At 46.9% G+C, this 22,533-nt stretch carries 24 protein-coding genes and 1 pseudogene; 9 read left to right on the forward strand and 16 right to left on the reverse strand.

Annotation, left to right across the window (positions count from 1 at the left end; translation table 11 throughout):
• Positions 1 to 48: 48 nt before the first annotated feature.
• Both MHH49_RS07615 and MHH49_RS07620 read right to left on the reverse strand, forming a co-directional pair.
• Positions 49 to 531 (reverse strand): hypothetical protein, encoded by a 483-nt coding sequence (locus MHH49_RS07615; protein ID WP_094902055.1) that lies wholly within the window; start codon positions 529 to 531, stop codon positions 49 to 51.
• 291 nt (positions 532 to 822) lie between these two features.
• Positions 823 to 1,008 carry a hypothetical protein gene (locus MHH49_RS07620; RefSeq protein WP_254924567.1) on the reverse strand — a complete coding sequence of 62 codons (186 nt, stop codon included), beginning with the start codon at positions 1,006 to 1,008 and terminating at the stop codon, positions 823 to 825.
• A gap of 189 nt (positions 1,009 to 1,197) precedes the next feature.
• On the opposite strand from MHH49_RS07620, the pseudogene MHH49_RS07625 reads away from it, so the two are divergent.
• A pseudogene (locus tag MHH49_RS07625) lies at positions 1,198 to 1,527 on the forward strand (HNH endonuclease); the annotation flags it as partial.
• A 64-nt stretch (positions 1,528 to 1,591) separates the two neighbouring features.
• On the opposite strand, the gene MHH49_RS07630 reads toward MHH49_RS07625, so the two are convergent.
• Positions 1,592 to 1,789: a YwbE family protein gene (locus MHH49_RS07630; protein WP_036682616.1), complete on the reverse strand. Its 198-nt coding sequence runs from the start codon at positions 1,787 to 1,789 to the stop codon at positions 1,592 to 1,594.
• 62 nt (positions 1,790 to 1,851) lie between these two features.
• Here MHH49_RS07630 and MHH49_RS07635 point away from each other — a divergent pair, with 62 nt between their 5' ends.
• The gene (locus tag MHH49_RS07635; protein ID WP_036682619.1) at positions 1,852 to 2,154 is read left to right on the forward strand and encodes a hypothetical protein; all 303 of its coding nucleotides are present in this window, start codon (positions 1,852 to 1,854) and stop codon (positions 2,152 to 2,154) included.
• Positions 2,155 to 2,156: 2 nt separating this feature from the next.
• On the opposite strand, the gene sdaAA is transcribed toward MHH49_RS07635, so the two are convergent.
• The 4 genes from sdaAA to MHH49_RS07655 all read right to left on the reverse strand — a co-directional run bounded on the left by sdaAA (position 2,157) and on the right by MHH49_RS07655 (position 4,894).
• Positions 2,157 to 3,035 carry an L-serine ammonia-lyase, iron-sulfur-dependent, subunit alpha gene (gene sdaAA / locus MHH49_RS07640; RefSeq protein WP_339279529.1) on the reverse strand — a complete coding sequence of 293 codons (879 nt, stop codon included), beginning with the start codon at positions 3,033 to 3,035 and terminating at the stop codon, positions 2,157 to 2,159.
• Positions 3,032 to 3,742 (reverse strand): L-serine ammonia-lyase, iron-sulfur-dependent subunit beta, encoded by a 711-nt coding sequence (sdaAB, locus tag MHH49_RS07645; protein WP_339279527.1) that lies wholly within the window; start codon positions 3,740 to 3,742, stop codon positions 3,032 to 3,034. The genes sdaAA and sdaAB overlap by 4 nt, the downstream gene beginning before the upstream one ends.
• A 154-nt stretch (positions 3,743 to 3,896) precedes the next feature.
• Complete coding sequence (locus tag MHH49_RS07650) at positions 3,897 to 4,316, reverse strand: GNAT family N-acetyltransferase (RefSeq protein ID WP_339279525.1); 420 nt, start codon at positions 4,314 to 4,316, stop codon at positions 3,897 to 3,899.
• A gap of 2 nt (positions 4,317 to 4,318) precedes the next feature.
• A complete protein-coding gene (locus MHH49_RS07655; RefSeq protein ID WP_038574055.1) occupies positions 4,319 to 4,894 on the reverse strand; it encodes a DUF4269 domain-containing protein in 576 nt (191 codons plus the stop codon).
• Between the two features lie 124 nt (positions 4,895 to 5,018).
• Between MHH49_RS07655 and MHH49_RS07660 the strand changes: the two genes are divergently transcribed.
• Both MHH49_RS07660 and MHH49_RS07665 read left to right on the forward strand, forming a co-directional pair.
• Positions 5,019 to 5,918 (forward strand): SDR family oxidoreductase, encoded by a 900-nt coding sequence (locus MHH49_RS07660; protein ID WP_341138074.1) that lies wholly within the window; start codon positions 5,019 to 5,021, stop codon positions 5,916 to 5,918.
• Positions 5,919 to 5,949: 31 nt separating this feature from the next.
• Positions 5,950 to 6,405, forward strand: coding sequence for a hypothetical protein (locus tag MHH49_RS07665; RefSeq protein WP_051491252.1), 456 nt, complete (start codon positions 5,950 to 5,952; stop codon positions 6,403 to 6,405).
• Positions 6,406 to 6,421: 16 nt separating this feature from the next.
• On the opposite strand, the gene MHH49_RS07670 is transcribed toward MHH49_RS07665, so the two are convergent.
• From MHH49_RS07670 to MHH49_RS07680, 3 genes are all read right to left on the reverse strand, one after another.
• Complete coding sequence (locus MHH49_RS07670) at positions 6,422 to 8,068, reverse strand: bifunctional ADP-dependent NAD(P)H-hydrate dehydratase/NAD(P)H-hydrate epimerase (protein ID WP_036682629.1); 1,647 nt, start codon at positions 8,066 to 8,068, stop codon at positions 6,422 to 6,424.
• Between the two features lie 90 nt (positions 8,069 to 8,158).
• The gene (locus MHH49_RS07675) at positions 8,159 to 8,791 is read right to left on the reverse strand and encodes an NAD(P)-dependent oxidoreductase (protein ID WP_036682631.1); all 633 of its coding nucleotides are present in this window, start codon (positions 8,789 to 8,791) and stop codon (positions 8,159 to 8,161) included.
• Between the two features lie 232 nt (positions 8,792 to 9,023).
• Complete coding sequence (locus tag MHH49_RS07680) at positions 9,024 to 9,437, reverse strand: GNAT family N-acetyltransferase (protein WP_235219476.1); 414 nt, start codon at positions 9,435 to 9,437, stop codon at positions 9,024 to 9,026.
• Between the two features lie 179 nt (positions 9,438 to 9,616).
• Between MHH49_RS07680 and MHH49_RS07685 the strand changes: the two genes are divergently transcribed.
• Positions 9,617 to 9,925, forward strand: a complete 309-nt coding sequence (locus MHH49_RS07685) for a hypothetical protein (protein WP_036682636.1) — start codon at positions 9,617 to 9,619, stop codon at positions 9,923 to 9,925.
• Positions 9,926 to 10,561: 636 nt separating this feature from the next.
• Here MHH49_RS07685 and MHH49_RS07690 read toward each other — a convergent pair.
• The 4 genes from MHH49_RS07690 to MHH49_RS07705 all read right to left on the reverse strand — a co-directional run bounded on the left by MHH49_RS07690 (position 10,562) and on the right by MHH49_RS07705 (position 13,963).
• A complete protein-coding gene (locus MHH49_RS07690; protein ID WP_036682638.1) occupies positions 10,562 to 10,786 on the reverse strand; it encodes a YezD family protein in 225 nt (74 codons plus the stop codon).
• Between the two features lie 117 nt (positions 10,787 to 10,903).
• Positions 10,904 to 11,767 carry a sulfate ABC transporter permease subunit CysW gene (gene cysW / locus MHH49_RS07695; RefSeq protein ID WP_036682641.1) on the reverse strand — a complete coding sequence of 288 codons (864 nt, stop codon included), beginning with the start codon at positions 11,765 to 11,767 and terminating at the stop codon, positions 10,904 to 10,906.
• A gap of 126 nt (positions 11,768 to 11,893) precedes the next feature.
• The gene (cysT, locus tag MHH49_RS07700; RefSeq protein WP_036682643.1) at positions 11,894 to 12,742 is read right to left on the reverse strand and encodes a sulfate ABC transporter permease subunit CysT; all 849 of its coding nucleotides are present in this window, start codon (positions 12,740 to 12,742) and stop codon (positions 11,894 to 11,896) included.
• A 93-nt stretch (positions 12,743 to 12,835) separates the two neighbouring features.
• Positions 12,836 to 13,963, reverse strand: coding sequence for a sulfate ABC transporter substrate-binding protein (locus MHH49_RS07705; protein WP_036682645.1), 1,128 nt, complete (start codon positions 13,961 to 13,963; stop codon positions 12,836 to 12,838).
• A gap of 386 nt (positions 13,964 to 14,349) precedes the next feature.
• Between MHH49_RS07705 and MHH49_RS07710 the strand changes: the two genes are divergently transcribed.
• The gene (locus MHH49_RS07710; protein ID WP_036682647.1) at positions 14,350 to 16,617 is read left to right on the forward strand and encodes an alpha/beta hydrolase family protein; all 2,268 of its coding nucleotides are present in this window, start codon (positions 14,350 to 14,352) and stop codon (positions 16,615 to 16,617) included.
• Between the two features lie 129 nt (positions 16,618 to 16,746).
• Here the strand turns inward: MHH49_RS07710 and MHH49_RS07715 are convergent, their stop codons facing one another.
• Positions 16,747 to 17,796, reverse strand: coding sequence for a lactonase family protein (locus MHH49_RS07715; protein WP_036682649.1), 1,050 nt, complete (start codon positions 17,794 to 17,796; stop codon positions 16,747 to 16,749).
• Positions 17,797 to 18,045: 249 nt separating this feature from the next.
• On the opposite strand from MHH49_RS07715, the gene MHH49_RS07720 reads away from it, so the two are divergent.
• The 3 genes from MHH49_RS07720 (at position 18,046) to MHH49_RS07730 (ending at position 20,379) form a co-directional block, all read left to right on the forward strand.
• Positions 18,046 to 18,306 (forward strand): GlsB/YeaQ/YmgE family stress response membrane protein, encoded by a 261-nt coding sequence (locus MHH49_RS07720; RefSeq protein ID WP_036682650.1) that lies wholly within the window; start codon positions 18,046 to 18,048, stop codon positions 18,304 to 18,306.
• A gap of 207 nt (positions 18,307 to 18,513) precedes the next feature.
• Positions 18,514 to 19,014 (forward strand): CcdC family protein, encoded by a 501-nt coding sequence (locus MHH49_RS07725; RefSeq protein WP_036682651.1) that lies wholly within the window; start codon positions 18,514 to 18,516, stop codon positions 19,012 to 19,014.
• A gap of 402 nt (positions 19,015 to 19,416) precedes the next feature.
• Positions 19,417 to 20,379 carry an L-lactate dehydrogenase gene (locus MHH49_RS07730; protein ID WP_036682652.1) on the forward strand — a complete coding sequence of 321 codons (963 nt, stop codon included), beginning with the start codon at positions 19,417 to 19,419 and terminating at the stop codon, positions 20,377 to 20,379.
• A 109-nt stretch (positions 20,380 to 20,488) separates the two neighbouring features.
• Here MHH49_RS07730 and MHH49_RS07735 read toward each other — a convergent pair whose 3' ends face one another.
• On the reverse strand, positions 20,489 to 22,531 hold the full coding sequence (locus MHH49_RS07735; protein ID WP_235219477.1) for a methyl-accepting chemotaxis protein: 2,043 nt from the start codon (positions 22,529 to 22,531) through the stop codon (positions 20,489 to 20,491).
• Between the last annotated feature and the right edge of the window lie 2 nt (positions 22,532 to 22,533).

Below are 22,533 nucleotides of genomic sequence, written 5' to 3' on the forward strand. Positions count from 1 at the left end.
TGCCCAGACTAATGAAATACCTTCTGATACCTTCTGTTCACTGCAATTTTAACGTCTTTCGGTACCGCCGTCCAGCAAAAAGTAACTTTGTACGGAAGGAAGCAGCGTAAAGACTTGGATCAAAAGCCCTAGACTCATATAGATCAGATGTATGATTGCCACACTGTTCAACATATACGTCTGCACCATAATCCAAATAATTAACCCAAATCCGATATATAGGGACAATGCCCAGAAGCTATATAATTTCTTAAAGGGATTCAAAGTATTCACCCAGCGCAATTCTGGTCTCTTGATCAACCCATAAAACACAAACAAGGGCAGGATACCAAATACGATGAATAGCAGAATACCCGGAATTAAAAAATCTGAAAATGGCGATCTTTCCAGCATAGATGTGGGCATGTGTATCAGATCACCACTAGGATCTATGACCATTGACCCGCCTCCTGCTAACGCTCCAACCCCCAAAAATATATGAAGAATATAAAGCAATGTTACCGTAAACGGCCTTCTTTTGGTTGGTTCCATTTCAATACCCCTTCCCATGTTAAAAAAGTAGAGCATTCCTTACTGCTCTTTTCAATTTTACATGTTTTTCCTGAACGTCACCAAGATAGATATCACACAAAAAGCCGTATTTAAGCTTTTTTTGAGTGCGATGTGAACGATTGTATTTTACGCTATACTAAGATTAGAACGAAATGTTAACCCTGCCGACTGAATCTAATAAATAAAATACATTGGATCCTAAAAAACAAGGAGACAGGACGGGCGCAAAGACGCGCTGAACCTAACATATCTATGAACGATACCCATCTTTTATCCACCAAACAATGCACCTATTGCCAGCAACAGAAGCCGCTCTCTGAATTTCGTAAACGTACCGGCAAACGTTCCAAAGGCCAGTCTCGCCGTGGTGCTTGTCGGGAGTGCCGCAAACAACGACAAAACATAGATCTCACTCTTGCAGCAGGTCCCATTCCAGTACAACCTGATACCATTCAACCCCCTTCTTCAGCTGTCAAGGAACGCTCCAAACAAGGAAAGCCTTCTCCCACGGTTGCTTCTTCACCGCAATCCAACCCAAATCAGCGCATACGGGGCTTGGAACAACGAAGGAAACATTCTCATTCTCAAGGCGCGAAACTGAGTCCCAAAGATCCAACGCAATTGATTCCCTCTGCCAAAGGGAAAATTCTAATGCGTGGCCACAGTGATAAAGGACGGCGCTGGCATCAGGAAATTGACTACGAGCTTGCGGTTACTCTAGTCAGAGAACATGCCGCTATCGTAGTGAATCGCCGAACCATCCGCAGGATATACAGCAATAAGGATTTCCGTGCTTATATATTGACCAGAGACAACTATACCTGCTACTTCTGTGGCTCCTATGGAGACACTATAGATCATCTGCTGCCCCGTGCTAAAGGTGGTCATACTACTCCGGATAATTGCGTTTGCGCTTGTACGTTATGTAATCAGACCAAGGCCGATCAGTCCGTTGAGGATTTTATGAGCAGATAAAATAGAAAAACGCCCCAATCTCAGTTGATTAGGGGCGCTTTTAAATTAAAGGTGAATTTTATTATTAGTTAGCAACAATATTTTTAACTCGTCCTACCTGTCCACTGGTTAAACGCACCTTGATGCCATGCGGATGTCGAGGTGAGTTGGTGAGAATATCCTTCACCGTTCCATGTGTTAGCTTACCCGTCGGCTGATCCTGCTTAAGCACAATATCCACTTCAAGCCCAGGACGAATATCGGCTCTTACCTGTCCGTTCATGATGTAATCCCCTTTCAATGGGTTATAATGTTGTCAACTATACTAGATAAGGAGGAGACGTAATGGCCTTCGGCATCAACAGAGAAGAATTAACCCGCTGGAAAAAAGCAGTCTCCGCAGGAGAAATCGCCTTCTTAACCCATTACTGGCTAGACCCGCGTTTTCCCGGCATGACTACTGTCACCAAGGTAGGCTGTAGTGACCTAACCAGATTAACCTATTGGTGTGAGGAAAATGGACTGCCGGCTAAATATATTCATAATCGTTCCCCATTCCCCCACTTTGACCTTATGGGACCCAAACAAGCAGAAATCCTTCGGAAGGAAGGCTTATGGGAACAGTTGGAACGTTTCAAAATGCTCTAAAATTATTTCTTTTTACGTAAATCCTGCATGATCTTGCGGCCGGTAGGTGTCTGTGCTAATCCGCCACCTGCGGTCTCGCGGTGTTTTTCTGGCATAGCTGAGCCTACCTCAAGCATGACCTTGATTACTTCATCTGAAGGGATCACGCTACGTACACCAGCCAGTGCCATATCGGCGGCGGCGAGCGCGGTCACTGCACCGAATCCGTTTCTAACGATACAAGGAATCTCTACAAGTCCTCCCACCGGATCGCAAATCAGTCCTAATGTGTTCTTAAGCGCCAGTCCAACAGCATGCACTGCTTGTGCAGGCGTCCCTCCACGCAGTTCGGTTAAAGCTCCTGCCGCCATCCCGATGGCCGATCCGACCTCGGCCTGACAGCCGCCCTCTGCGCCAGATACAAACGAATTGTTGGCAATGACATAACCGATTGCTCCCGCAGCGAACAAACCGGAAACCATATAATCATCATCCCAGCCAAACCGTTCCTGGCAGCTGAGAAATACACCCGGAATAATTCCGCATGAACCTGCGGTAGGTGTAGCAATTATTCGGCCCATTGAGGCATTAACCTCGGATACAGCCAAAGCATAGGTCATTGCTTGACCAGCGGGTCCACCTAGGCATGGTTCATCTGCTGCGTTATAGGCTCCTACACGCTGGGCATCCATTCCCGTAAGGCCGCTGCGCGAAGTGGTGTCTTCATGCATCCCACGATGAACAGCCTCTTTCATGACCCCATAATACTCACGCATAGTGGCAAATTCCTGTTCACTGGAACGTCCAGATTCCGCGCTTTGCTCTTCGAGCATAAGAGCTCCAATGGTAAGGCCACGTTCCTCACATAATACAGCCAGTTGGCTAAGTGTTTGAAAATTCATGTTAAGCTTTCCTTCCCCTTCTCATCTTGCTTACCTTCGTTTAAATTAACCAATTTCACCGATTTCACCGCAGTGAGCGCTTTAAGCGCTTCAATAAGCTCAGGAGTAGCAGCTTCATCCAGCTCCAGTACCGTTAAGGCTGCACCGCTGCGATTCTTCCGATCAAGAGACATATGCCCTATATTAAATTGTCCGTTACGCATCACTTCTGTAACACTCGCCAGAACACCTAAATAATCCATATGATGAATCAATACCGTCGGATACATTCCCGTAAGCTTTACTCCAAAACCATCCACATCGACGATCTCAATGTTTCCACCACCGATGGATGTCCCCGTTAAAGTCAGCTGACTTCCTGTCTCTTGTCCGATAAGATGCAGTTTAACCGTGTTAGGATGAGGAAACAATCCCGTTCCTTGCTCAAAAGATACTTCCATCCCAGCTTCAGCCGCCAACTCCAGAGAGACGGGTAACCGATGATCATCGGTAGCGTAATCCATAAGTCCTCCGACAATAGCCCGGTCTGTACCATGTCCCTGATAAGTAGCTGCAAAAGAACCAAAAAACGTCACTTCTGCCACACGCGGCACTTCACCCAGCACCTGCCTTGCAGCCCTTCCGATCCGTGCTGCACCAGCTGTATGCGAGCTTGAAGGCCCGACCATGGCCGGACCAATAATTGAAAACACATCTTTAAAACGCATAAAAGACCTCCTGCCTGCAAATAGGCAATTATCAAACTCATATATAGTATACTGCACTGGCAGTCGGAGTTCACCGTTACATTTGCTGTGATATATCCACTTCTAATCTAATGATATTATACTTAGATAGTATCTTCATTTCGCATCTTATGTATCATAAGATATCCTGGGAGTATAACATAATTCCACCTCTATACTGCCAGCCTATCCCTTCCCAGAATCCTCTTCCTTGTTCATTGGTTCCTATAACCATCAGATGGCATTTTGCAATACCAGCTGCATGTAAATTACCGAGACAACGCTTTACAAGCTCACGCCCGATGCCCATGCCTCGGCAGTCATTACTAACCGCCACATGATACATATAACCTCTTCGCCCATCATGTCCACACAATGCAGTTCCTACAATCCGCCCGTCTTCATTCTCGCAGATCTGGCTGAAGCCAGCATTACGCTCCAGATAATGCGCAATCTCCAGCCTCGAATCTGCTTCGCTGAGTCCCATTCCCTCTGTATTTTCCCATAGCTGGTAGGCAGCTTCATAATCATCCGCAATCATCTCTCGATAATTCATGTCTATCCCCTCGCTTGTATAGAATGACAAAAAGCATAAAGAGCACTCCGCGGAAGCTTTTCCAGCATCAGCAGCGCTTCATAAGGGTCACCTTCCAAACCCAGCACTTGCGCGAAGGCAGGTTCGGTCTTCCACCCGTTCGTTTTCATTGTAATGATCTGCTGGCGAAAATCATTATCCAGCTGAGCTAGAATTTCCGCTTCAATGATCATATGTAAGTAACCATTCTGCAGAGCTGTGGGTCGCGGCTGCCCAAACAGTTCTATAGGCCAGCCCCCGGCCATAAAGTTAATTTTCGTTCGAGGGACCCCATCAACCACACGCGATACACTAGTAAAATCATCCATGGTTCCGAAATATCGACTAACAATGTCCGTAAACATTACGGAATCATGAACCTCACAAATAATATCCAGGTCGCTGCCCTTCACCTGAATTCCAAGCGGCACTGTGCCAACCAGCACCGGGTTATAGTCGGCCAGCAAACTCATAATATTTAATTTTCTTAACAGGGCATAGACCTCTTTTTGCACTGGAGTTCCGTGATTCAAATAATCTATATTTCGCCAATCATTCATCTCGGACAAACGCCCCTCCGACTAGGATATAAACACAGGTATAACTGGATAACAGCGCACGCTTTTCTAGGCGCATGCATAGAAATATACGGAAGATAGAAGGCAAGGAGGAGTGTATGTAAAAATGAATCCCACCTACCCCTACTATGGGGAACAAACGATATGTAAGGAACAGCCTATTGCTTTTCCCCCGCAGCACCAAGACCGTCAGCTAGGTCTAGAGAGTCTAATGAATCCTCGCCCCATCAGTGAAGATCCGGAGATTGCCGGCAGTGGAAAGCTGAAAGGAAAAATTGCACTCATCACCGGAGGCGACAGCGGGATTGGTAAAGCGGCGGCCATTGCTTTTGCAAAGGAAGGCGCAGATGTCGCTATAGCTTATTTATACGAAGCTTCAGATGCAGAGGTCACTCAGCGGCGAATTGAAGAATTAGGGCAACGTTGTTTGCGGATCGAAGTTGATTTACGCCATAAGGAAAACTGCTTCAAGGCTGTGGAGCATACCCTTCGCACTTTTGGCAAGCTGGACATCCTCGTCAACAATCATGGCGTCCAGTATCCACAAAAAAGTATTTTGGATATCACGGAAGCACAGCTCTACCAAACGTTTCAGACGAATATATTTCCATTCTTTTACCTGACGCAAGCCGCACTTCCACATCTAAAAAAAGGCGCAGCCATCATCAATACTGCGTCCATTACTGCCTATCAAGGAAATAAAGAGCTTATAGATTATTCCTCAACTAAAGGTGCGATCGTATCCTTTACCCGCTCTTTAGCCTTATCACTCGTAGACTCTGGCATTCGTGTCAATAGTGTAGCTCCCGGACCCGTATGGACACCACTAATTCCCTCCAGCTACTCCGCAGATGAGGTTAGTGTATTTGGGACGGATACACCCTTTAAACGTGCCGCACAGCCATATGAGTTAGCAGGAGCCTATCTTTATTTAGCGGGACCGGATTCTTCGTATGTTACCGGGACATGTATTCATGTCAATGGTGGAGACATGGTCACCAGCTGATGCATTACACCACGAGAGGAATGTATATCAAATGAATAAGATAAACGATTATGATATCTCTTCTGTCCGCCTGAGCAGTGGCATGTACGCATTAACCAAATTAGCCTGCGCAGGGTTAACCTACGTCCTTGTTACCTTACTTATGCTTGGATTTCCACAATCCGACGGAATCCCTGAAGGCTGGCCACTATCGATTCCTTATGCCATTTATGCTTATGGATTGCCTGCGGCGTTAGTAGCGGATATACTGCTGCATATTCTGCGTTCGAAATCGCAAATCCTGCCTCTGGCTGTATACGTCGTCACGGGTTTCGGCGCAGGTTTATGGCTGGCAGCGGAACAAGGTGCAGAGTATCTGCTATGGGGTCTGGGTGGAATTCTGGGACTGCTCATTCTTCGAGTGACCCAGCTTGGTGTGGAAAGATTCCCTCTGTTGCTGCCAGTATTCGCCCTGTTTCTGCCACTGCTCTGTTTACTGCTGTCATAAGCCTTATTAGGTGTATTCAAAGCGCTTCAATGATATCTCCGGCAATGATAGCCGCCGGATTATTCCGCTGACGGGCTGCTCTCTCTCCTGCTAATCCGTGCAGGTATACCCCAAAAGCTGCTGCCTGCGTAGCATGAAGTCCCTGAGCCAGCAGGCTGGAAATCATGCCCGTTAGCACATCACCGGCTCCACCAGTGCCCATGCCGGGATGGCCTGTGGTATTTACATAAGCTTGCCCTTCAGGAGTTGCTATCACGGTATGCGCTCCTTTTAACACAAGTGTAACCCCATGCTCCTTGGCATAGTCCATAGCCAGACCGATCCGGTCACGCTGGACCTCAGCCGTAGTTAGGTTGGCTAGACGAGCCATCTCACCTGGGTGAGGGGTCAGAATTACAGAATGACGCCGCACCCAACTCTTATAATCGGAGTCAGCCAGAATATTTAAGGCATCCGCATCGATAACCAGCGGGCAATCACTGCCTTCCCAAAGACTGCGAAGCCAATCTGTATCTCCCGGGAACCGTCCAAGACCAGGACCCACAGCTATTACATCTCGCTCTTCGCTTAACTTCAGTAGCTCTGACACGGTCTCAGCCACCCAGTTTCCCTCTTCACTGCCACCTACATCAGCCAGCATCAATTCAGGAACAACACCGATGACGGAAGGTAACAGCTTCTTAGGAAGCGCCCACGTCACCAGTCCGCAGCCCGTGCGTAGCGCAGCACGGGCTGCGAGTAGTCCAGCACCGCTCATCCGTAGGGTGCCGGCGGCAAGGAGTACATGCCCATAAGTACCCTTATGGCCTTCAGGCGACCGCCGCCGGGCCAGATCGACACCCAGATGGGCATGCAGCACTTCCGGTGTCAGCAGGTGTGCCTGCACACCGCTGTTAAGAGCCAGAGCAGTCGGAATGCCGATAGCCTGTACCTTGACATGCCCCGCTGCGCCTGCACCGGGGTATTGCAGGAGGCCTCGCTTGAGAAAGGCGAGGCATACCGTCACAGATGCATGAATGCAAGGCTCATGCATCTCTCCTGTGTCCGCGTTCAGACCACTGGGGATGTCCGCGGACACAATGACCTTACCGCTGCTGTTCGCTGCGGCAATCAGCTCCGCATAGGCGCCGCGCGGGGCTCCCGCGCCGCCGGTGCCGAGCAGCGCATCCAGGATGCCGCTGCACTCGGCAAGGTCCAGCCGATCCCTGCCGTATACTACGGCAGGCAGGCCCATGGCTGCAGCCGCATCGCGCTGCAGGGCGGCCTCGCCGGAGAGCGACTCCGGCGGCACCGCATAGACGAGCGTGACGGCGATGCCGGTCTCGCGAAGGTACCGTGCGGCGGCGAGGCCATCGCCGCCGTTGTTGCCTTTGCCGACGAGGATGAACCATCGCTCGGCTGCGGCAGAGGCAAGCGTCAGCGCATGATCTGCGCTGACCTTAAATGCCTTGCCTGTGCCACCCAGCGCGGCCTCCCTTAGCCCGGTATCGTTCCTTTCGGCTGCATTCCTGCAGCCTGCCCCGCCTCTCTCCCGGCAAAGCGTGATGATCTCCTCGGCGATAACTCTTCCCGCATTCTCCATCAGCGCAATCGCTGGAATCCCCAGCTGCTGGATCGTTTCGCTGTCCAGCTGCCTCATTTGCTCAGCAGTTACCAGATACATGATTTAGCCCCTTTCCGCAATCTACCGTTCCAAAGCTTCACACGCAATTCCAAGTACAAGTCCGAGCGCAAGTCCGGCGCAAGTCTGATATCAGTAAGCGACAGTAAATCTGGCCCGACTAAAATTCCCTTCCTCCAGCTCGTCCACCATAGCTACAGCGAAATCCTCCACACTAATCTTGCTTTCACCATTCTCATCTAGAATAAGACGGTCCAATCCGATGCGGAAATGACCTGTACGACGACCTGGATGAACTACCGCAGCAGGACTGAGATACGTATAATCCAATTCTGTATTTTTGTAAATCTCATAAGCCTGCGCATGCGCCTCTGCAACTGGTTTAAACTCTTCCGGAAAATCCGGTGTATTCATCAGCAGCTCTCCAGTTTCAGTCTTTAAGCTACCTGCACCTCCAACAACCAACAGCCGATTTAACCCTACCGTCTGCATACCCTCCACCAACGCTTTTGCCGCCGTAATCAGATCCTGCTCTTGCCCCGCTCCTGGTCCATAAGCACTGATTACCTCTTCATGGCCACGGACTGCAGCTGCTACTGAAGCCGGATCAAGAATATCCACCGTTGTTACATGTAAACGCTCGTGTTCGAGAGTTATTGACTCTGGATTGCGTACCGCAGCTGTTACTTCGTGTTTTCTTTTTAATGCCTCCTGTACAATTGCCTTTCCAATCGTTCCTGAAGCGCCCAATATTACAACATCCATCTTGTTGTTCCTCACATTCTACGAGCAAAGCCATTATCGTGCAGCCTTCTGCTCAATTATTTTTTTGATGCTCATCTGAATAGCTTTTCCCTTACAGCCTTTAAACATTATTTATCCCCTGAGATCCAATCGAAACCAGATCGCACCTACTAACCCGCTTTCAGACCAAAAACCCCTTAACCAATACAAGGGGCACTCTCTACTAAAAAAAGCAGCATGTATTCGCCTTAGCTTAGCGACGCAAAAACATTCCCTGAGAACGTGGCATAACCGATTCAAAACCATATTGTGCGTAGAGCTTCGAGGCTTCTCCATCTGCAATCAGACTTACATACGCCTTGTCTGGTACAGTATTAAGGAATTCTCTGATTTCCCGCATGATCAGCTTTCCCAAACCTTGTCCTTGATGTAAAGGCTTGACCGCGATATCCGTGACCTGAAAAAAACATCCCCCATCGCCAATCACCCGTCCCATCCCGATTAGGTTATTCTCCTCATACAAAGTTACAGCAAAAATAGAACGAGGCAAACCGATCGCTGCACCTTCCACACTCATTTCACTCAGCCCAGCTTCTTTTCTCAGCGCCAAATACTGTTCCACTGAAGGCTGTTCATGGCGTATATCAAGCTTTCTTGTTGTTTCCACCCGCACTCCTCCGTTCAGCATTGCTGTTCCCACTATATACGACTGCATGGTTCACAGGCAAGGCTCACTGCTAGGGATGTTTTTGAAACCGAGGGATAAGTTTTATATTCTTGAATTCCTTTACTGACTGTGTGGAATAGTATCTGTAACAATATTTATAAAAGGGTGGGTGAAGCATTATGTCTCCTGTAGCCAAGCTGTTTAAATGGGGAACATGCCTTTATGAAGCTTTTCTGGCTCTGCCGTTGATCGGCGGACTCTTTATCATTGCAAATGGTTGGGTCCCTTTGGCCATTGCCTTTTTGCTCCACGCTGTAGCCGTTGTTGTGCTGCAGAGAGAGCATAAACCATTCATGGGTAACGTTCTGGGCATTATCACCTCGATTTTAGCTTTTATTCCGATCGTTGGTTGGATTATGCACGCCATCACTGCGTTCATCCTGTTAATGGAGGGCGTATCCGCCTCACGCCAAGCCCCTCGTTATTAACAACTTACTGCGTCATCAAAATATGTAGCTGTCCCACGGGCCGAATCATTTGTAAAAGTCGTAAAAAGACAGATCATTCCCGGCGACCTATGGACCCAGATGACGTATTGCTGTGTTCTTACTGGTAAGCGGTCTGCTTCAACACTCATCATTCCCTGCGACCTACGGACCCAGATGACATATTGCTTTGTTCTTACTCATGAGCGGTCTGCTTCAACACTCATCATCACCTGCCACTTACGGACCCGTAAAACGTATTGCTGTGGGCTTACTCGTGGGCGGTCTGCTTAAATAGTCATCATTCCCTGAGACCTGCGGACCCAGATGACGTTATTTGCACCTTTTCAGCTTTTGGAGCGTGGTTTCGGACTCCAGGGACGTTATTGCTTAGAATCAGGTCCATATGTGGTGTTTTTTATGCCAATAGCAGCTATGCGGTCCGTTAGCGTGGCAAATGTGGCATAATACTGCGTTTAGCGTCAACTGAGTCCGATGGGATGCGTCATACGTGCCAGAATATCCAAGCATACAAAGAAAAGGAGTTGCCCCAGCAGCCATTACGTGGCTTATGTGACAACTCCATAATCTTTTATCCAAAAAGATGAGATATATCTTTATGATTGCCCTGAGATTGAATCAACGTCCCGCGGATTGAGAATCGGCCCGCCGGCCGCCGTTTTCACCAATATAACGTCCATTTGCGTTGCCACTGCTATTCTCAAACCGTTTGCGTTCCGTACGCTCCATCTGAACAATCTGACCTTCATGCACCACAATATGCAATGAGCCAAATTCCATATCATCCAGAAGTCCTGCAATCCGCGTAAGCCATAAATCGTCCACTTTCAGCGGTTTAGCCATTCTCTAGCCTCCCTTTCTCACCAAAGGATTGTATCCGCCTAAATTCCTTATTTCTTCAATTCCGTTATTACCAACCAGTATACTATGAATTAACTTAGCATGGAACTAAAAGTCATGTCAATGGGCATTTTTTCGCGACAACCAGCTTTTAATAATCATCGTTACCAAAGCCAATAACAGGAGCAAAGAAGCTACTGCAAAAGATGCTGAAAATTGATATTCGTTATACAAAATCTCAACATGCAGCGGCAGCGTATTCGTCTCCCCACGTATGTGCCCGGACACCACAGAAACCGCACCAAACTCACCCATGGCCCGCGCATTACACAAAATAATGCCGTATAGTAATCCCCATTTAATATTAGGCAGTGTGACTCTGAAAAAGATTTGCCACCCATGTGCTCCGAGTGTAATTGCGGCTTCTTCCTCCTGTGTACCCTGATCCTCCATCAGCGGGATTAACTCACGCGCTACAAAAGGAAACGTCACAAACAACGTGGCTAGCACGATACCCGGAAGCGCAAATACAATCTTGATATCATGTGCGCTTAGCCAAGGACCAAACCATCCGTTAGCACCGAAGACGAGCACAAAGATTAGACCGCCGATGACAGGCGAAACTGCAAAAGGGAGATCAATCAAGGTAATTAGAAACCCTTTGCCGCGGAAACGAAACTTGGTTACAGCCCACGCCGCTGTTACACCAAAAAAGGTATTCAGAGGCACCGTTACCGCTGCAACAAGCAGCGTCAATCGCAGCGCTGAGCGGGCATCCGGATCAGTCAGGGCAGCTATATATACATCCCAGCCCTTCTTCAGCGCCTCGGTTAACACAACAACTAATGGCAGAGCAATCAGCCAAAAAAGGACTAGCCCAGCCGCTCCGATCAACACCCATTTTACAATTGGGGTTTCTGTTGTCGCGGACGAGGACGCATTCTTTTGTAGCCGGGGGGTGTAGAGGGGGACGGTACCGGCCAAAATTATTCCTCCTTTAAGGGTTTTACGAAGACAAGATACTTCGAGTATGCAGTATCGACAACAGATACGAATTGTCTCCGAGTAAGTTTGAACATGATCGGATGTCAGCTGTCACGGAGATTACCCTCAACGAGAAGTCTTACGAACCCAGCGCTGAAGTGTGTTAATAACAAGCAGCATAAGGAAGGAAATGAAGAGCAATAGCAGGGCTACGGCGGTAGCTCCGGCATAATCATATTGCTCCAGTTTAGACATGATAAGCAGCGGAGCAATCTCCGTCCTCATCGGCATGTTACCGGAGATGAATACGACGGAGCCGAATTCACCGATGCCCCGGGCAAAAGCTAGAGCAAAACCTGTTAGCAGTGGCGGGAACAGCTCAGGCAGTACTACTGAGCGAAAGGTTCTCCAGCGGCCTGCGCCAAGGGTTGCCGAAGCTTCCTCCATATCTCTGTCCAAATCCTCCAGCACCGGCTGCACCGTCCGGACAACGAACGGTATGCCGATGAACATCAAAGCCAAGGTAATCCCGAGCGGAGTGAATGCCACCTTTAATCCCAGCGGCTCAAGCCAAGACCCAATCCAGCCATTGCCTGCATAGAGCGCCGTCAAAGAGACACCGGCTACAGCTGTCGGCAAGGCAAACGGGAGATCGATCAGCGCATCAAATATTCTTTTGCCCGGAAATTCATAACGTACCAGTACCCACGCCAGCAAAAGTCCTAGAATTGCATCTACAAAAGCGGCCGCAGCAGCTGTCGACAGGCTCACACGATACGAGGCTAATACCCGCGGGTCCGTAGCTACATCCCAGAATTTCGCCCAGCTCAGACCTGTAGAATTGAACAGCAGCGCCGAAAGTGGCAGTAGAACCACTAGACTCAGGTATAGTACACTGTAGCCCATCGTCAGCCCGAAGCCGGGCAGTATTTTGCGCCGTGTTGCTGCTGGTGTAGCCGTAGTGGTGACATTCATCCCCTATTCATCCTTTCTCGCCTTCGGCCTTTTAGCCGATCAGCCCCTACCGGGACAAATCTCAATGATTACATCCTGCGTTTCATTCATCTGTTATTTGGCACCTGGCACATAAATCTTGTCAAAGATCCCGCCATCATTAAAATGCTTCTCTTGCGTTTCTTTCCAGGTTCCGAATTTGTCAGCCAATGTGAACAGCTTGATTTCCGGGAACTTATCTTTGTATTCTTCTTTCACGCTATCTAATGTAGGACGGTAGTAGTTTTCAGCCGCGATTTTTTGTCCCTCTTCACTATAGAGGTACTTCAAGTACGCCTCGGATACCTCACGCGTGTCTCTTTTATCCACAACCTTATCTACTATAGCTACTGGCGGTTCAGCCAAAATACTCTCCGAAGGATTCACGATATCAAATTTGTCCGGTCCCAGCTCTTCCACAGATAAATAGGCTTCATTCTCCCATGCGATCAGCACATCACCAATTCCACGCTCCACAAACGTTGTCGTAGATCCACGCGCGCCGGTATCCAGCACTGGCACATGCTTGAACAGTTCTTTTACAAATTCCTCAGCCTTAGCCTCATCGTTATTGTTCTGGTCTAGTGCGTAGCCCCAAGCTGCCAAGTAGTTCCAGCGTGCTCCACCTGATGTTTTCGGGTTTGGTGTAATAACCTCTACGCCCTCTTTGAGCAGATCTGGCCAATCCTTGATTCCTTTCGGATTCCCTTTGCGTACAAGGAACACGATAGTCGAGGTGTAAGGCGAGCTATTATGATCGAATTTACTTTGCCAGCCCTCATTGATCAGTCCCTTTTCCTGCAAGGCATCAATATCATAACCAAGTGCTAATGTCACAACATCCGCTTCCAGACCATCAAGCACAGCACGGCTTTGTTTCCCTGATCCACCGTGGGATTGTTTAATGGTGACCTTCTGTCCTGTTTCTTTCTCCCAATAGGCAGCAAAAGCTTTATTATAATTCTCGTACAATTCGCGAGTAGGGTCATATGAGACGTTCAGTAGTTCTACTGGATCTTTAGATGGAGTTTTTGTTGCTTCAGCCGCATTTGTGGCCTCCGCTGAATTGGTTGTTGCTGGTGCGTCTGTTGCCGGACTAGCACTATTGCCGTTATTGTTATTGCTGCCGCAAGCAGCAGTAAGCCCTGCCGTCAGCAACAAGCTAAACCCTACAAGAAGCCCTTTATTCATCTTTTTCTTCATCTCTTCCACTCCCCCATGTTTTTTCGTACCAGACAACCCTTGGGTAACACAAAAAGAACGGAGGAAAGCCTACGTATGGCAGGTCAAACCGGTCCTAAGACCGTGTCTGCGAGCCTAATGCAGGCGTTCCTCCGTTCGTACGGTAAGAACTTTCTTCAATTATTCCTATCTACTTAGTTGGTTTATATGGATATAATACTGAAACCCTTTAACTGTGTCAAACCTTTTTTTCCAGCCTATGTCAAAGAAAACTCCCACACACCACACCGTACAAGCTATGGGGTCGGTTCCTGTAAGATCCACTTGTTATTGATGCTATAAAGTAATATTATTGCTACAGCTTATGGGTTAAGAGAAAATACCGCTTTATGTCAGGGGAGAGAGTCATGGGTATGGAGTTAGAGTACGTCCCTGCGCCGTTGAAACCACGGCTCCACAGACGTATGGCTCAAGAAATTGGACGAAGAATTAGGGGAACCTACCGTTACGATACAGCAGTTTGGAGAACAGCTATAGCCGGTCTTTGGATAGTATGCTTTTTAGCCTTTAGTAGTGCCGTGTTAGGCATTCCTACTGGATTAGGTAAACCTACGGATATCGCTCTTGCTGCAGGTGCAGGCACTGTCCTGCTGGCGATTTCCGGCAATATCTTAGCTGTTCTGCTAGCGTTGACCGGACTGCGTATCCCAAGATTATTTGCAGGCTGTGTATTGAGTGATTTTGGAGCTATTCTACTAATCTTATATTACGCAGATTTTGAGATTGAAGCCGCGGTTGTCATCGCGGTCGTGCTTGCACTGCTAGGGGCATTAGGCGGATTAGCCATCGGCCTGCTCCGCAGCAAAAGAATAACACTAGGGCTTCTGCTAACAGTGGCGGTGACTTTTTCCCCACTTGCGCTGGCAAGCGGAGTACAAGAACTGCCTATTTCAGAGTCGGTCGATATCAACGATACGGAAGTCGTTCCACTGACAGCCTCCGATCCGGGAATACCAGGCAATCTAGCTTATCAGACCTTCACCTATGCCAGTGGTACCGATCTTCATCGTGCCGAATACGGCAAGGATACAAGCTTGATATCCTCTACGGCCGATGCTTCTGCTTATATTAAGGATTGGTCAAAGCTGCGCACTTTATTCTGGGGTTTCGATTATAAGGCACTTCCCCTGAATGGTCGCGTATGGATGCCAGAAGGTGAAGGTCCATATCCAGTAGTGCTGATGGTGCACGGCAATCATATGATGGAAGATTACTCTGATGGCGGGTACGCTTATCTCGGCGAACTATTGGCAAGCCGGGGATTTATCGCGATCTCGCTCGATGAGAATTTCCTGAATTATTCTGCTTGGTCCGGCATTCCGGACAATGATTTTAAAGTACGTACTTGGATCCTACTGAAACATTTAGAGCAGCTAGCAGATTTTTCAGATGATCCGGGCAGTCCTTTATATCAGAAAATAGATTTCACAAAAACCGCCCTGCTCGGCCATAGCCGCGGAGGACAAGCCGTAGCTATGGCCGCGGATGCCACTCGTTGGTTTAAGGATGATCCGGTGATGGCGGCAGTTAATCGCTTTAATATAACCTCTGTAATCGCGCTTGCACCGACGGACAAAACAATAGATGACCAGCAAGCCCGTCTCAAAGACATCAATTATTTGACCTTGCAGGGAGCCCGCGATGGAGATGTACATGATTTCTATGGTGATCGGCAGTATATACGCACTTCCTATTCCCAAGGATCATCTGCTTTCAAAAGCTCGCTGTATATTGCGGATGCCAATCACAGTCAATTCAACAGCGATTGGGGCGGGTATGATCAGACCTTGCCAGCTGGACTCTTTTTAAATCGGACACAAATCATGGATGCAGACAAACAACGGCAAATCGCCAAGGTCTATGTATCAGCTTTCTTAGAGACCACCTTGCATGAAAAAGAGGAATACCAAAGCTTGTTCCGGGATTATCGCAGCGGGCTGAAGTGGTTACCAGATACCGCCTACTACAATAGATTCCAAAGCGGGGGATATCGTCCTGTAGCCACATTTGACGATGACCGTAACAAAAACACTGTAGAACTGGGAACAGCAGCAGCATCGGGTATTTCTTGGTCAGAAGAGTTAGCTAAAGACCGGGAGTCGAAAAGCAAAGCCACCTATGGTGTTGTCCTTGAACGCACAGCCAGCAAAAACGAAGAAGCTTATTACAACATTAAGCTTAACGACAGTGTCCGTACTGAAACTGCTCTTTTAGGGGCAGATGGCCTTACGTTCTCCATGGCAAATCTGAATGACGACATGAATGAAGAAATGGATGTTCCACAACCTCCAAAGGTTGAGGTGGAGTTAACTGACCATAACGATACCTCAGCACGCTTGAAGCTGGATGAAGTAATGGATATACTGCCACTTCCACAAACTCAGTTCACGTTATTCCCATGGCTTGAAGAGCGGATAAACGATGGCAAATACGGCGACCTTTCCGAAGCTGTATTTCAAACCTACGAGATGCCGTTCGAACAATTTCAGGAGGAAGAACCAGAGCTGGATCCTGACAACCTGACGGAAATCACCTTCTATCTTGAAGAAGAAGGCGACCGGATCATGCTTGATGACATCGGTTTTTACGATTTAGGTATCAGAAATACATTTTAACAATCACTTGCTATTATCCTTAGGTCTTCATTTGCAAAATAGGGCTATTCCCAACCTCCACTCACGAAAAAATGAATGGATTACGGGAATAGCCCTTATTTTTACGACATACAATAACCTAGTCTCAGCCTACAACGCTTGCACACAAACAGGTGACTTCATTTCCAATTCATTTCCTGTAGGGATTAATCTGCCACTCTCACTATCGATGGAGAACGAGGTAATATTATCACTATTCTGATTAGCAGCAAGCAGCTTATCCCCAATAATTGCAAAGTTACGCGGAGTACGACCGCCGGTAACCTGCCAATCCACTGCTTCAAGCAGACCCGTTAATTCATCGATATGGAACAGGGCGATACTGTCTTGTCCGCGATTGGAGACATACAGGAATCTGCCACAAGGGGAGACATGAATATCGGAAGCTGTATCGTCACTACCAGCAGTATAATTATCAGGAAGCGTGCTAAGATGCTGTAAACTATTTAGATTTGCATCCTGTTCATCATTAGCAAATGCCGTTACTGTACAATTCAGTTCATTCGCCAGGTAAATCCATTGTCCAGAGGGATGCACCGCCAGATGACGTGGACCTGAACCAGGTGGCAGATTAAGCTCACGATGTTTTACCAGTTTGCCCTCTTCAGGGCGATAGATCACAATTTGATCCAATCCCAAATCGCACACCAGCACATGTCTACCACTTGCGTCCGGAATGACAGAGTGCGGATGCGGAGCCTCCTGACGGTCTTCACGAATGCCTGAACCCACATGTTTTACTTGGTCGGACATTTCTTGAAGCGAACCATCTTCATTTACAGGAAAAGCATTAACATTGCCTCCCGAGTAATTGGAGACGAATATGTAATCTTCCTTAGGACTAATGGAGACATAACAAGGAGCGCCGCCTTCCGTAGAACGACTTCCAAGTGATTGCAACGCTTTAGTTGCGGGATCAATTGCATATGCGTAAACCTCACCTTGATCCTTCTCACTAACTGCATACAACACGCTGCCTGCACTATTCACAGCTAAAAACGATGGGTTCTCAATTCCCTCGGTACCCTCAAGAATTCTCATTTCCCCCGATAAAAGACTAAGCGCACATAACTGAATCGCCTTCTCATTCTCAGAGTTATACGTTCCTACATAAAACAATGCCTCATTAGCCCGTTCCATAATAGTGGCTCCTTTATCTTTATGTATTGTATTACTTCTTACTTACCCTTTACTAATAGGGGTTTACTCATAATTTTATAATATTTTTTCACTATAGCATGTTTATAGTTGTAATACATTATCGAAACTGCATTTAGAGCCTACTCCCTAACTATTCCGGAAGAAGTAAGTTTTTCCATGTGGTTTAAAGATGGTCACAAAGGTTAATAGTAGACATCGCAAACAACAAAACGAAGGAGTTGAAGTAACATGAGTTTTCTATGGATGTTAATCGTTGGTGGGGTTATTGGTTGGTTGGCTGGTCTGATTATGGGCAGAGATATTCCTGGTGGTGTTATCGGTAATATCATCGCTGGTATTATCGGTTCATGGCTCGGTGGCGTGCTTCTGGGAAGCTGGGGACCTAAAGTAAGTGATTTCTACTTCTTCCCTTCTTTGATCGGTGCGGTTGTGCTGATCTTTATCGTGAGCCTTATTCTTCGCTCGACAAGTGGACGCAGCCGTTCGTAAGTCTGGGCTGAGATAATAATATTCACATCAATAAATCCTCGTCAGAGTATGCTCTGGCGGGGATTTTTGTATGTATCGCTCCTTTAAGAAATAATTCCTAAGCTGGAATTGTAGCGGGTATGGAGCCAATACACTTCAATGTTTTGCCATCGTTTTTCTGTTATAATGAAGATACAAGTGACTGAAATCATAGAGAGGTCGTGTATCATGGGTAACATAAACCCCTCGCTTCTACATATTGGCTCTACATTAGGGGCTTTGTTCATGGCGCTGATGGTTATTTTCATTCGTCTAAAAGCAAGCGCACGTCCGGTTACCATTCGAAAAATATGGATTCCACCTCTCGGTATGTCGACGGGTTTTGCCATGTTTGTGGCACCTGCGGTCAGGTTCCCATTATGGTGGGCGGCAGTCGCCTTTCTGATTGGCTGGTTCATCTTCGCGTATCCTCTTATACGCAGCACCCATTTTGAACAACGTGATGGACAAATTTATGCTCAACGCTCCAAGAGCTTTGCGTTTATCCTGCTCGGACTTCTTCTAGTCCGCACTTTACTCCATGAATTTATTAACCGTTATGTGTCTATCCCACAGTCCGGTGGTTTGTTCTTTATTTTAGCCTTCGGCATGATTGTTCATTGGAGATTTTTTATGTTCAAGCGTTATAAGGCTATGACTTCCTCGGGGAGTCTGCTGCCCCAGCCATGATTGTCAACAATGATCCTAAGAAGCCATCTCAGGGTGCTTACCCGATATCCTTGAGATGACTTCTTACCTCTTGTAACTCAAGCTTATGTTATATCCTCTGATTTTTTCTACTTTTCACCCTTTTCTGACATCAATTAGCCATCCTCTTATTACATCCTCTTTTAGTACTTTACATACACTATAGGAATAGATCACTTAAAATATCTAACTCGTTATGTCACCTATTCAGCATTAAAAAGAAAAAATATAATCTTTGTAAGTCCGATGTCAGGTAACCTGCGAAGGGATACGTTAAACTATAAGCATACCTAACGATAAGCTTCCAAAAGACCTTAATGCTGAAATAAATATCATTTGGAAACCTATACTGCGTATAACTTTTAGAGAGTGAGGACAAGGCAATTGAAAAGTAAATCGAGAAAAGTAGCCATCGTCGGGGCCGGAATGGTGGGTTCAAGCTGTGCTTACTCCATGGTTAATCAGGCCATTTGTGACGAGATAATGATGATCGACCGCACCTATGATCGGGCTATGGCACAAGCACTTGATCTCTCGCACTGTATGGATTTCACAAGCACACGCACAAAGGTATATGCCGGAACCTATAGCGATTGTGCAAAGATGGATGTAGTTATCTTAACCGCTGGTGCTAATCCAACAGCCGGGCAGACCCGACTTGACGTATTGGAAGCCTCTGCTGTTATTACTAGAGAAATCATTACCAACATCATGGCTGGGGGATTTGATGGAATATTCGTAGTCGCCGCTAATCCGGTCGATATTGTCACTTATATGGTCTGGAAAATATCAGGTCTGCCTCGCCACAGAATTATCGGTACCGGAACCTCCATTGACTCGTCGCGCCTAAAAACACTGCTCTCCGATGTGTTCTCCATTGACCCGCGTAGTGTTAATGGCTACGCGTTAGGTGAACATGGCGAATCTCAATTTGTAGCTTGGTCCCATGTGACAATTGGCGGCAAGCCTATTCTACAAATTTTGGATCAGCATCGCGAGCGGTTCCCGCATCTGGATCTGGAGGATATCTCCCGCAAGACAAAAGATGCCGGCTGGGAAATTTTCACCCGTAAAGGCTCCACACATTTCGGGATTGGCAGCGCACTTGCCTACATTACCCGTTCGATCCTGAATGATGAGCACAAAATTATCGCCGTATCCGCCATTCTGGATGGAGAATACGGACATAGTGGTGTATGCACGGGTGTGCCCGCCATTATAGGCAACACTGGGATTCAAGAGCTGCTGGAGCTTAATTTAAATACAGAGGAAACCCAGAAATTGAACAACTCCTGCAATATTGTACGTGCAGGCATCGAGAGTCTACAGCTGGAAGAAAGCATTTAATCTCATAAAGAACAAAAAAAATCGCTACTTTGGGAATTGGTGAAATAAGCCCACCAGCTCCCAAAGAGCGATTTTTTGTATTATAAGGAGATGAATCTCAGTTTATCTCCTACTTTTTAAACTTCTCGATTTCTTCTTTCAGCACAGACATCACTTCATTAAGTGATTCCGCCGAGGACACGACATCCTTCATAATCTCCGTCTGCTCCGCTGAAGCTAATGAGACCGCCTGAGCATTCTCAGCAGATTCTTTAGCTATTCCGAGCATATCGGATATAGAAGCCGTTATTTCTTCTGTGCCAGCTGACATCTCTTCATTAATTGCTGACACATCCTGTATTTGCGACGATACTTCACGGATCGAAGAACGGATATGATCAAAGGAAACACCGACGTTTTGCATTTTTCCCATTCCATCGCCAATTTCCTCAATACTCTTCTTCATGGAATCCGCTGCACTTGTTGTCGAAGACTGAATGCCGCCGATCAGCTCCACTATACTAATGATGGAACTGTTCGTCCGCTCCGCTAACTTCTTCACCTCATTCGCAACTACCCCGAAGCCACGGCCATGTTCCCCAGCTCTGGCAGCCTCAATAGAAGCATTTAAAGATAATAAGCTTGTCTGATTGGATATCTCAGAAATTACATCCACAATTTGTCCGATCTGTTCCGATTGCTCACTTAATTTACCAATCATCTCGGCTGTCTGATTAGCTGTGGAACTGATAACAGCCATCTGTTGCAGTGTAGATTGGATTTCCAAATAGCCACTCTCTACTTCTGAGTTGACCGTCTCAGCCTGATCTGATACCGCTGCAGAGGACTCAGCAATACGTTGCAAACCTACGGCCATCTCTTCCGTTGCTCTTGCCGATTGCTCCGAGCCTCTGAATTGCTCTTCCATTCCTTGAGCCACTTCTTGGATAACTGTTGCTACCTCTGCTGAAGTATAAGACGACCGTTGAGCCGATTTCAGCATTCCTTCTGAGGAATAAGAAACCTCCACTACCGTTGTATCAATCTTGTTGACAATACCGGAGAGTGTCTCAATCATATCATTGATATTTTGACTCATCTCGCCGATTTCATCTCCGGATTGCACTTTAACCCTCTCATTCAGATGACCCTCTGCCACCTTTTTCATAGTGGAGGAAATAGCTTTAATGGGTCTAACGATAAGGCGAGTAAGGTAGAGAGAAACAAAAATTATGACGAGTATAACTGCCAATAAGATGAACATTGCTGTTCTTTGTGCAGAGGTCACTTTGGCAAAAACCTCTTTCTCCGGTACTGTTACAAGAAGCTTCAGGTCAGTATCTGGAATGGTCTTAAAGTATGTAATGACTTTCTTACCATCTTCGCCCTTATAAGTTTCGGACCCCTCTTTGTTGCTCAAAATCTTGTCAACGACCTTCTGAAGAGCCGGCTCTTTAGCGTAATCGGTAATTTTTTTGCCCATACGACTGACGTCTGGATAAGTATAATACATGCCATCATTTGAGATTACGTATCCAAATCCGGTATCCGCCATAGTAATTTCATTACTCATTTGGGCAAGAACTTCAGGAGTAATCGAGAAGACAATACCTCCCATAAATTGCTTATCCTTATCCATGACAGGAACTACGATCGGAATGATATATTTATCAAGCTGCTCCAGATAGGACATTTCCCCCAACACAGGCGCATGTGTTTCTTTCGCTTTCAAGAAATAGCTCGCATCTGCTACACTTGCGGTCATGTTCATCATATTAGTTAACTGACCGTCTTTACTGATGACACTGTAACCTTCTGTCTCACTGTCACTTTCCTCCAGCACTTCTATCACAGGGAAGATACTCGCTGGATTCGTAAAATCGAACTCAGGATGCTGGGACACCAGATCCTTTACGGACGAGGTTTTGTTGGATAGCCACTCATCCATCCGGAATGTGTTCGTATTAATGGTGTCCTGCGCCATTTGCTCACTGTCTGTGCGTGTGACATTGCCGAAATAATCAAGTAAAAATATGGTCGCTACCATAAGCGGCACGATTGCAATAGCTAATATAACAGATGACCACTTAAGTTGAATTGACGTCGCTTTTCTCTTCGTTACATTTTTTCTCATTTTTTTCATCTTGTTTCCTTTCATTTCATTTTCATTCACGA

The sequence above is a fragment of the Paenibacillus sp. FSL F4-0122 genome, assembly GCF_038002845.1.
Lineage (GTDB): Bacteria > Bacillota > Bacilli > Paenibacillales > Paenibacillaceae > Paenibacillus_AQ > Paenibacillus_AQ odorifer.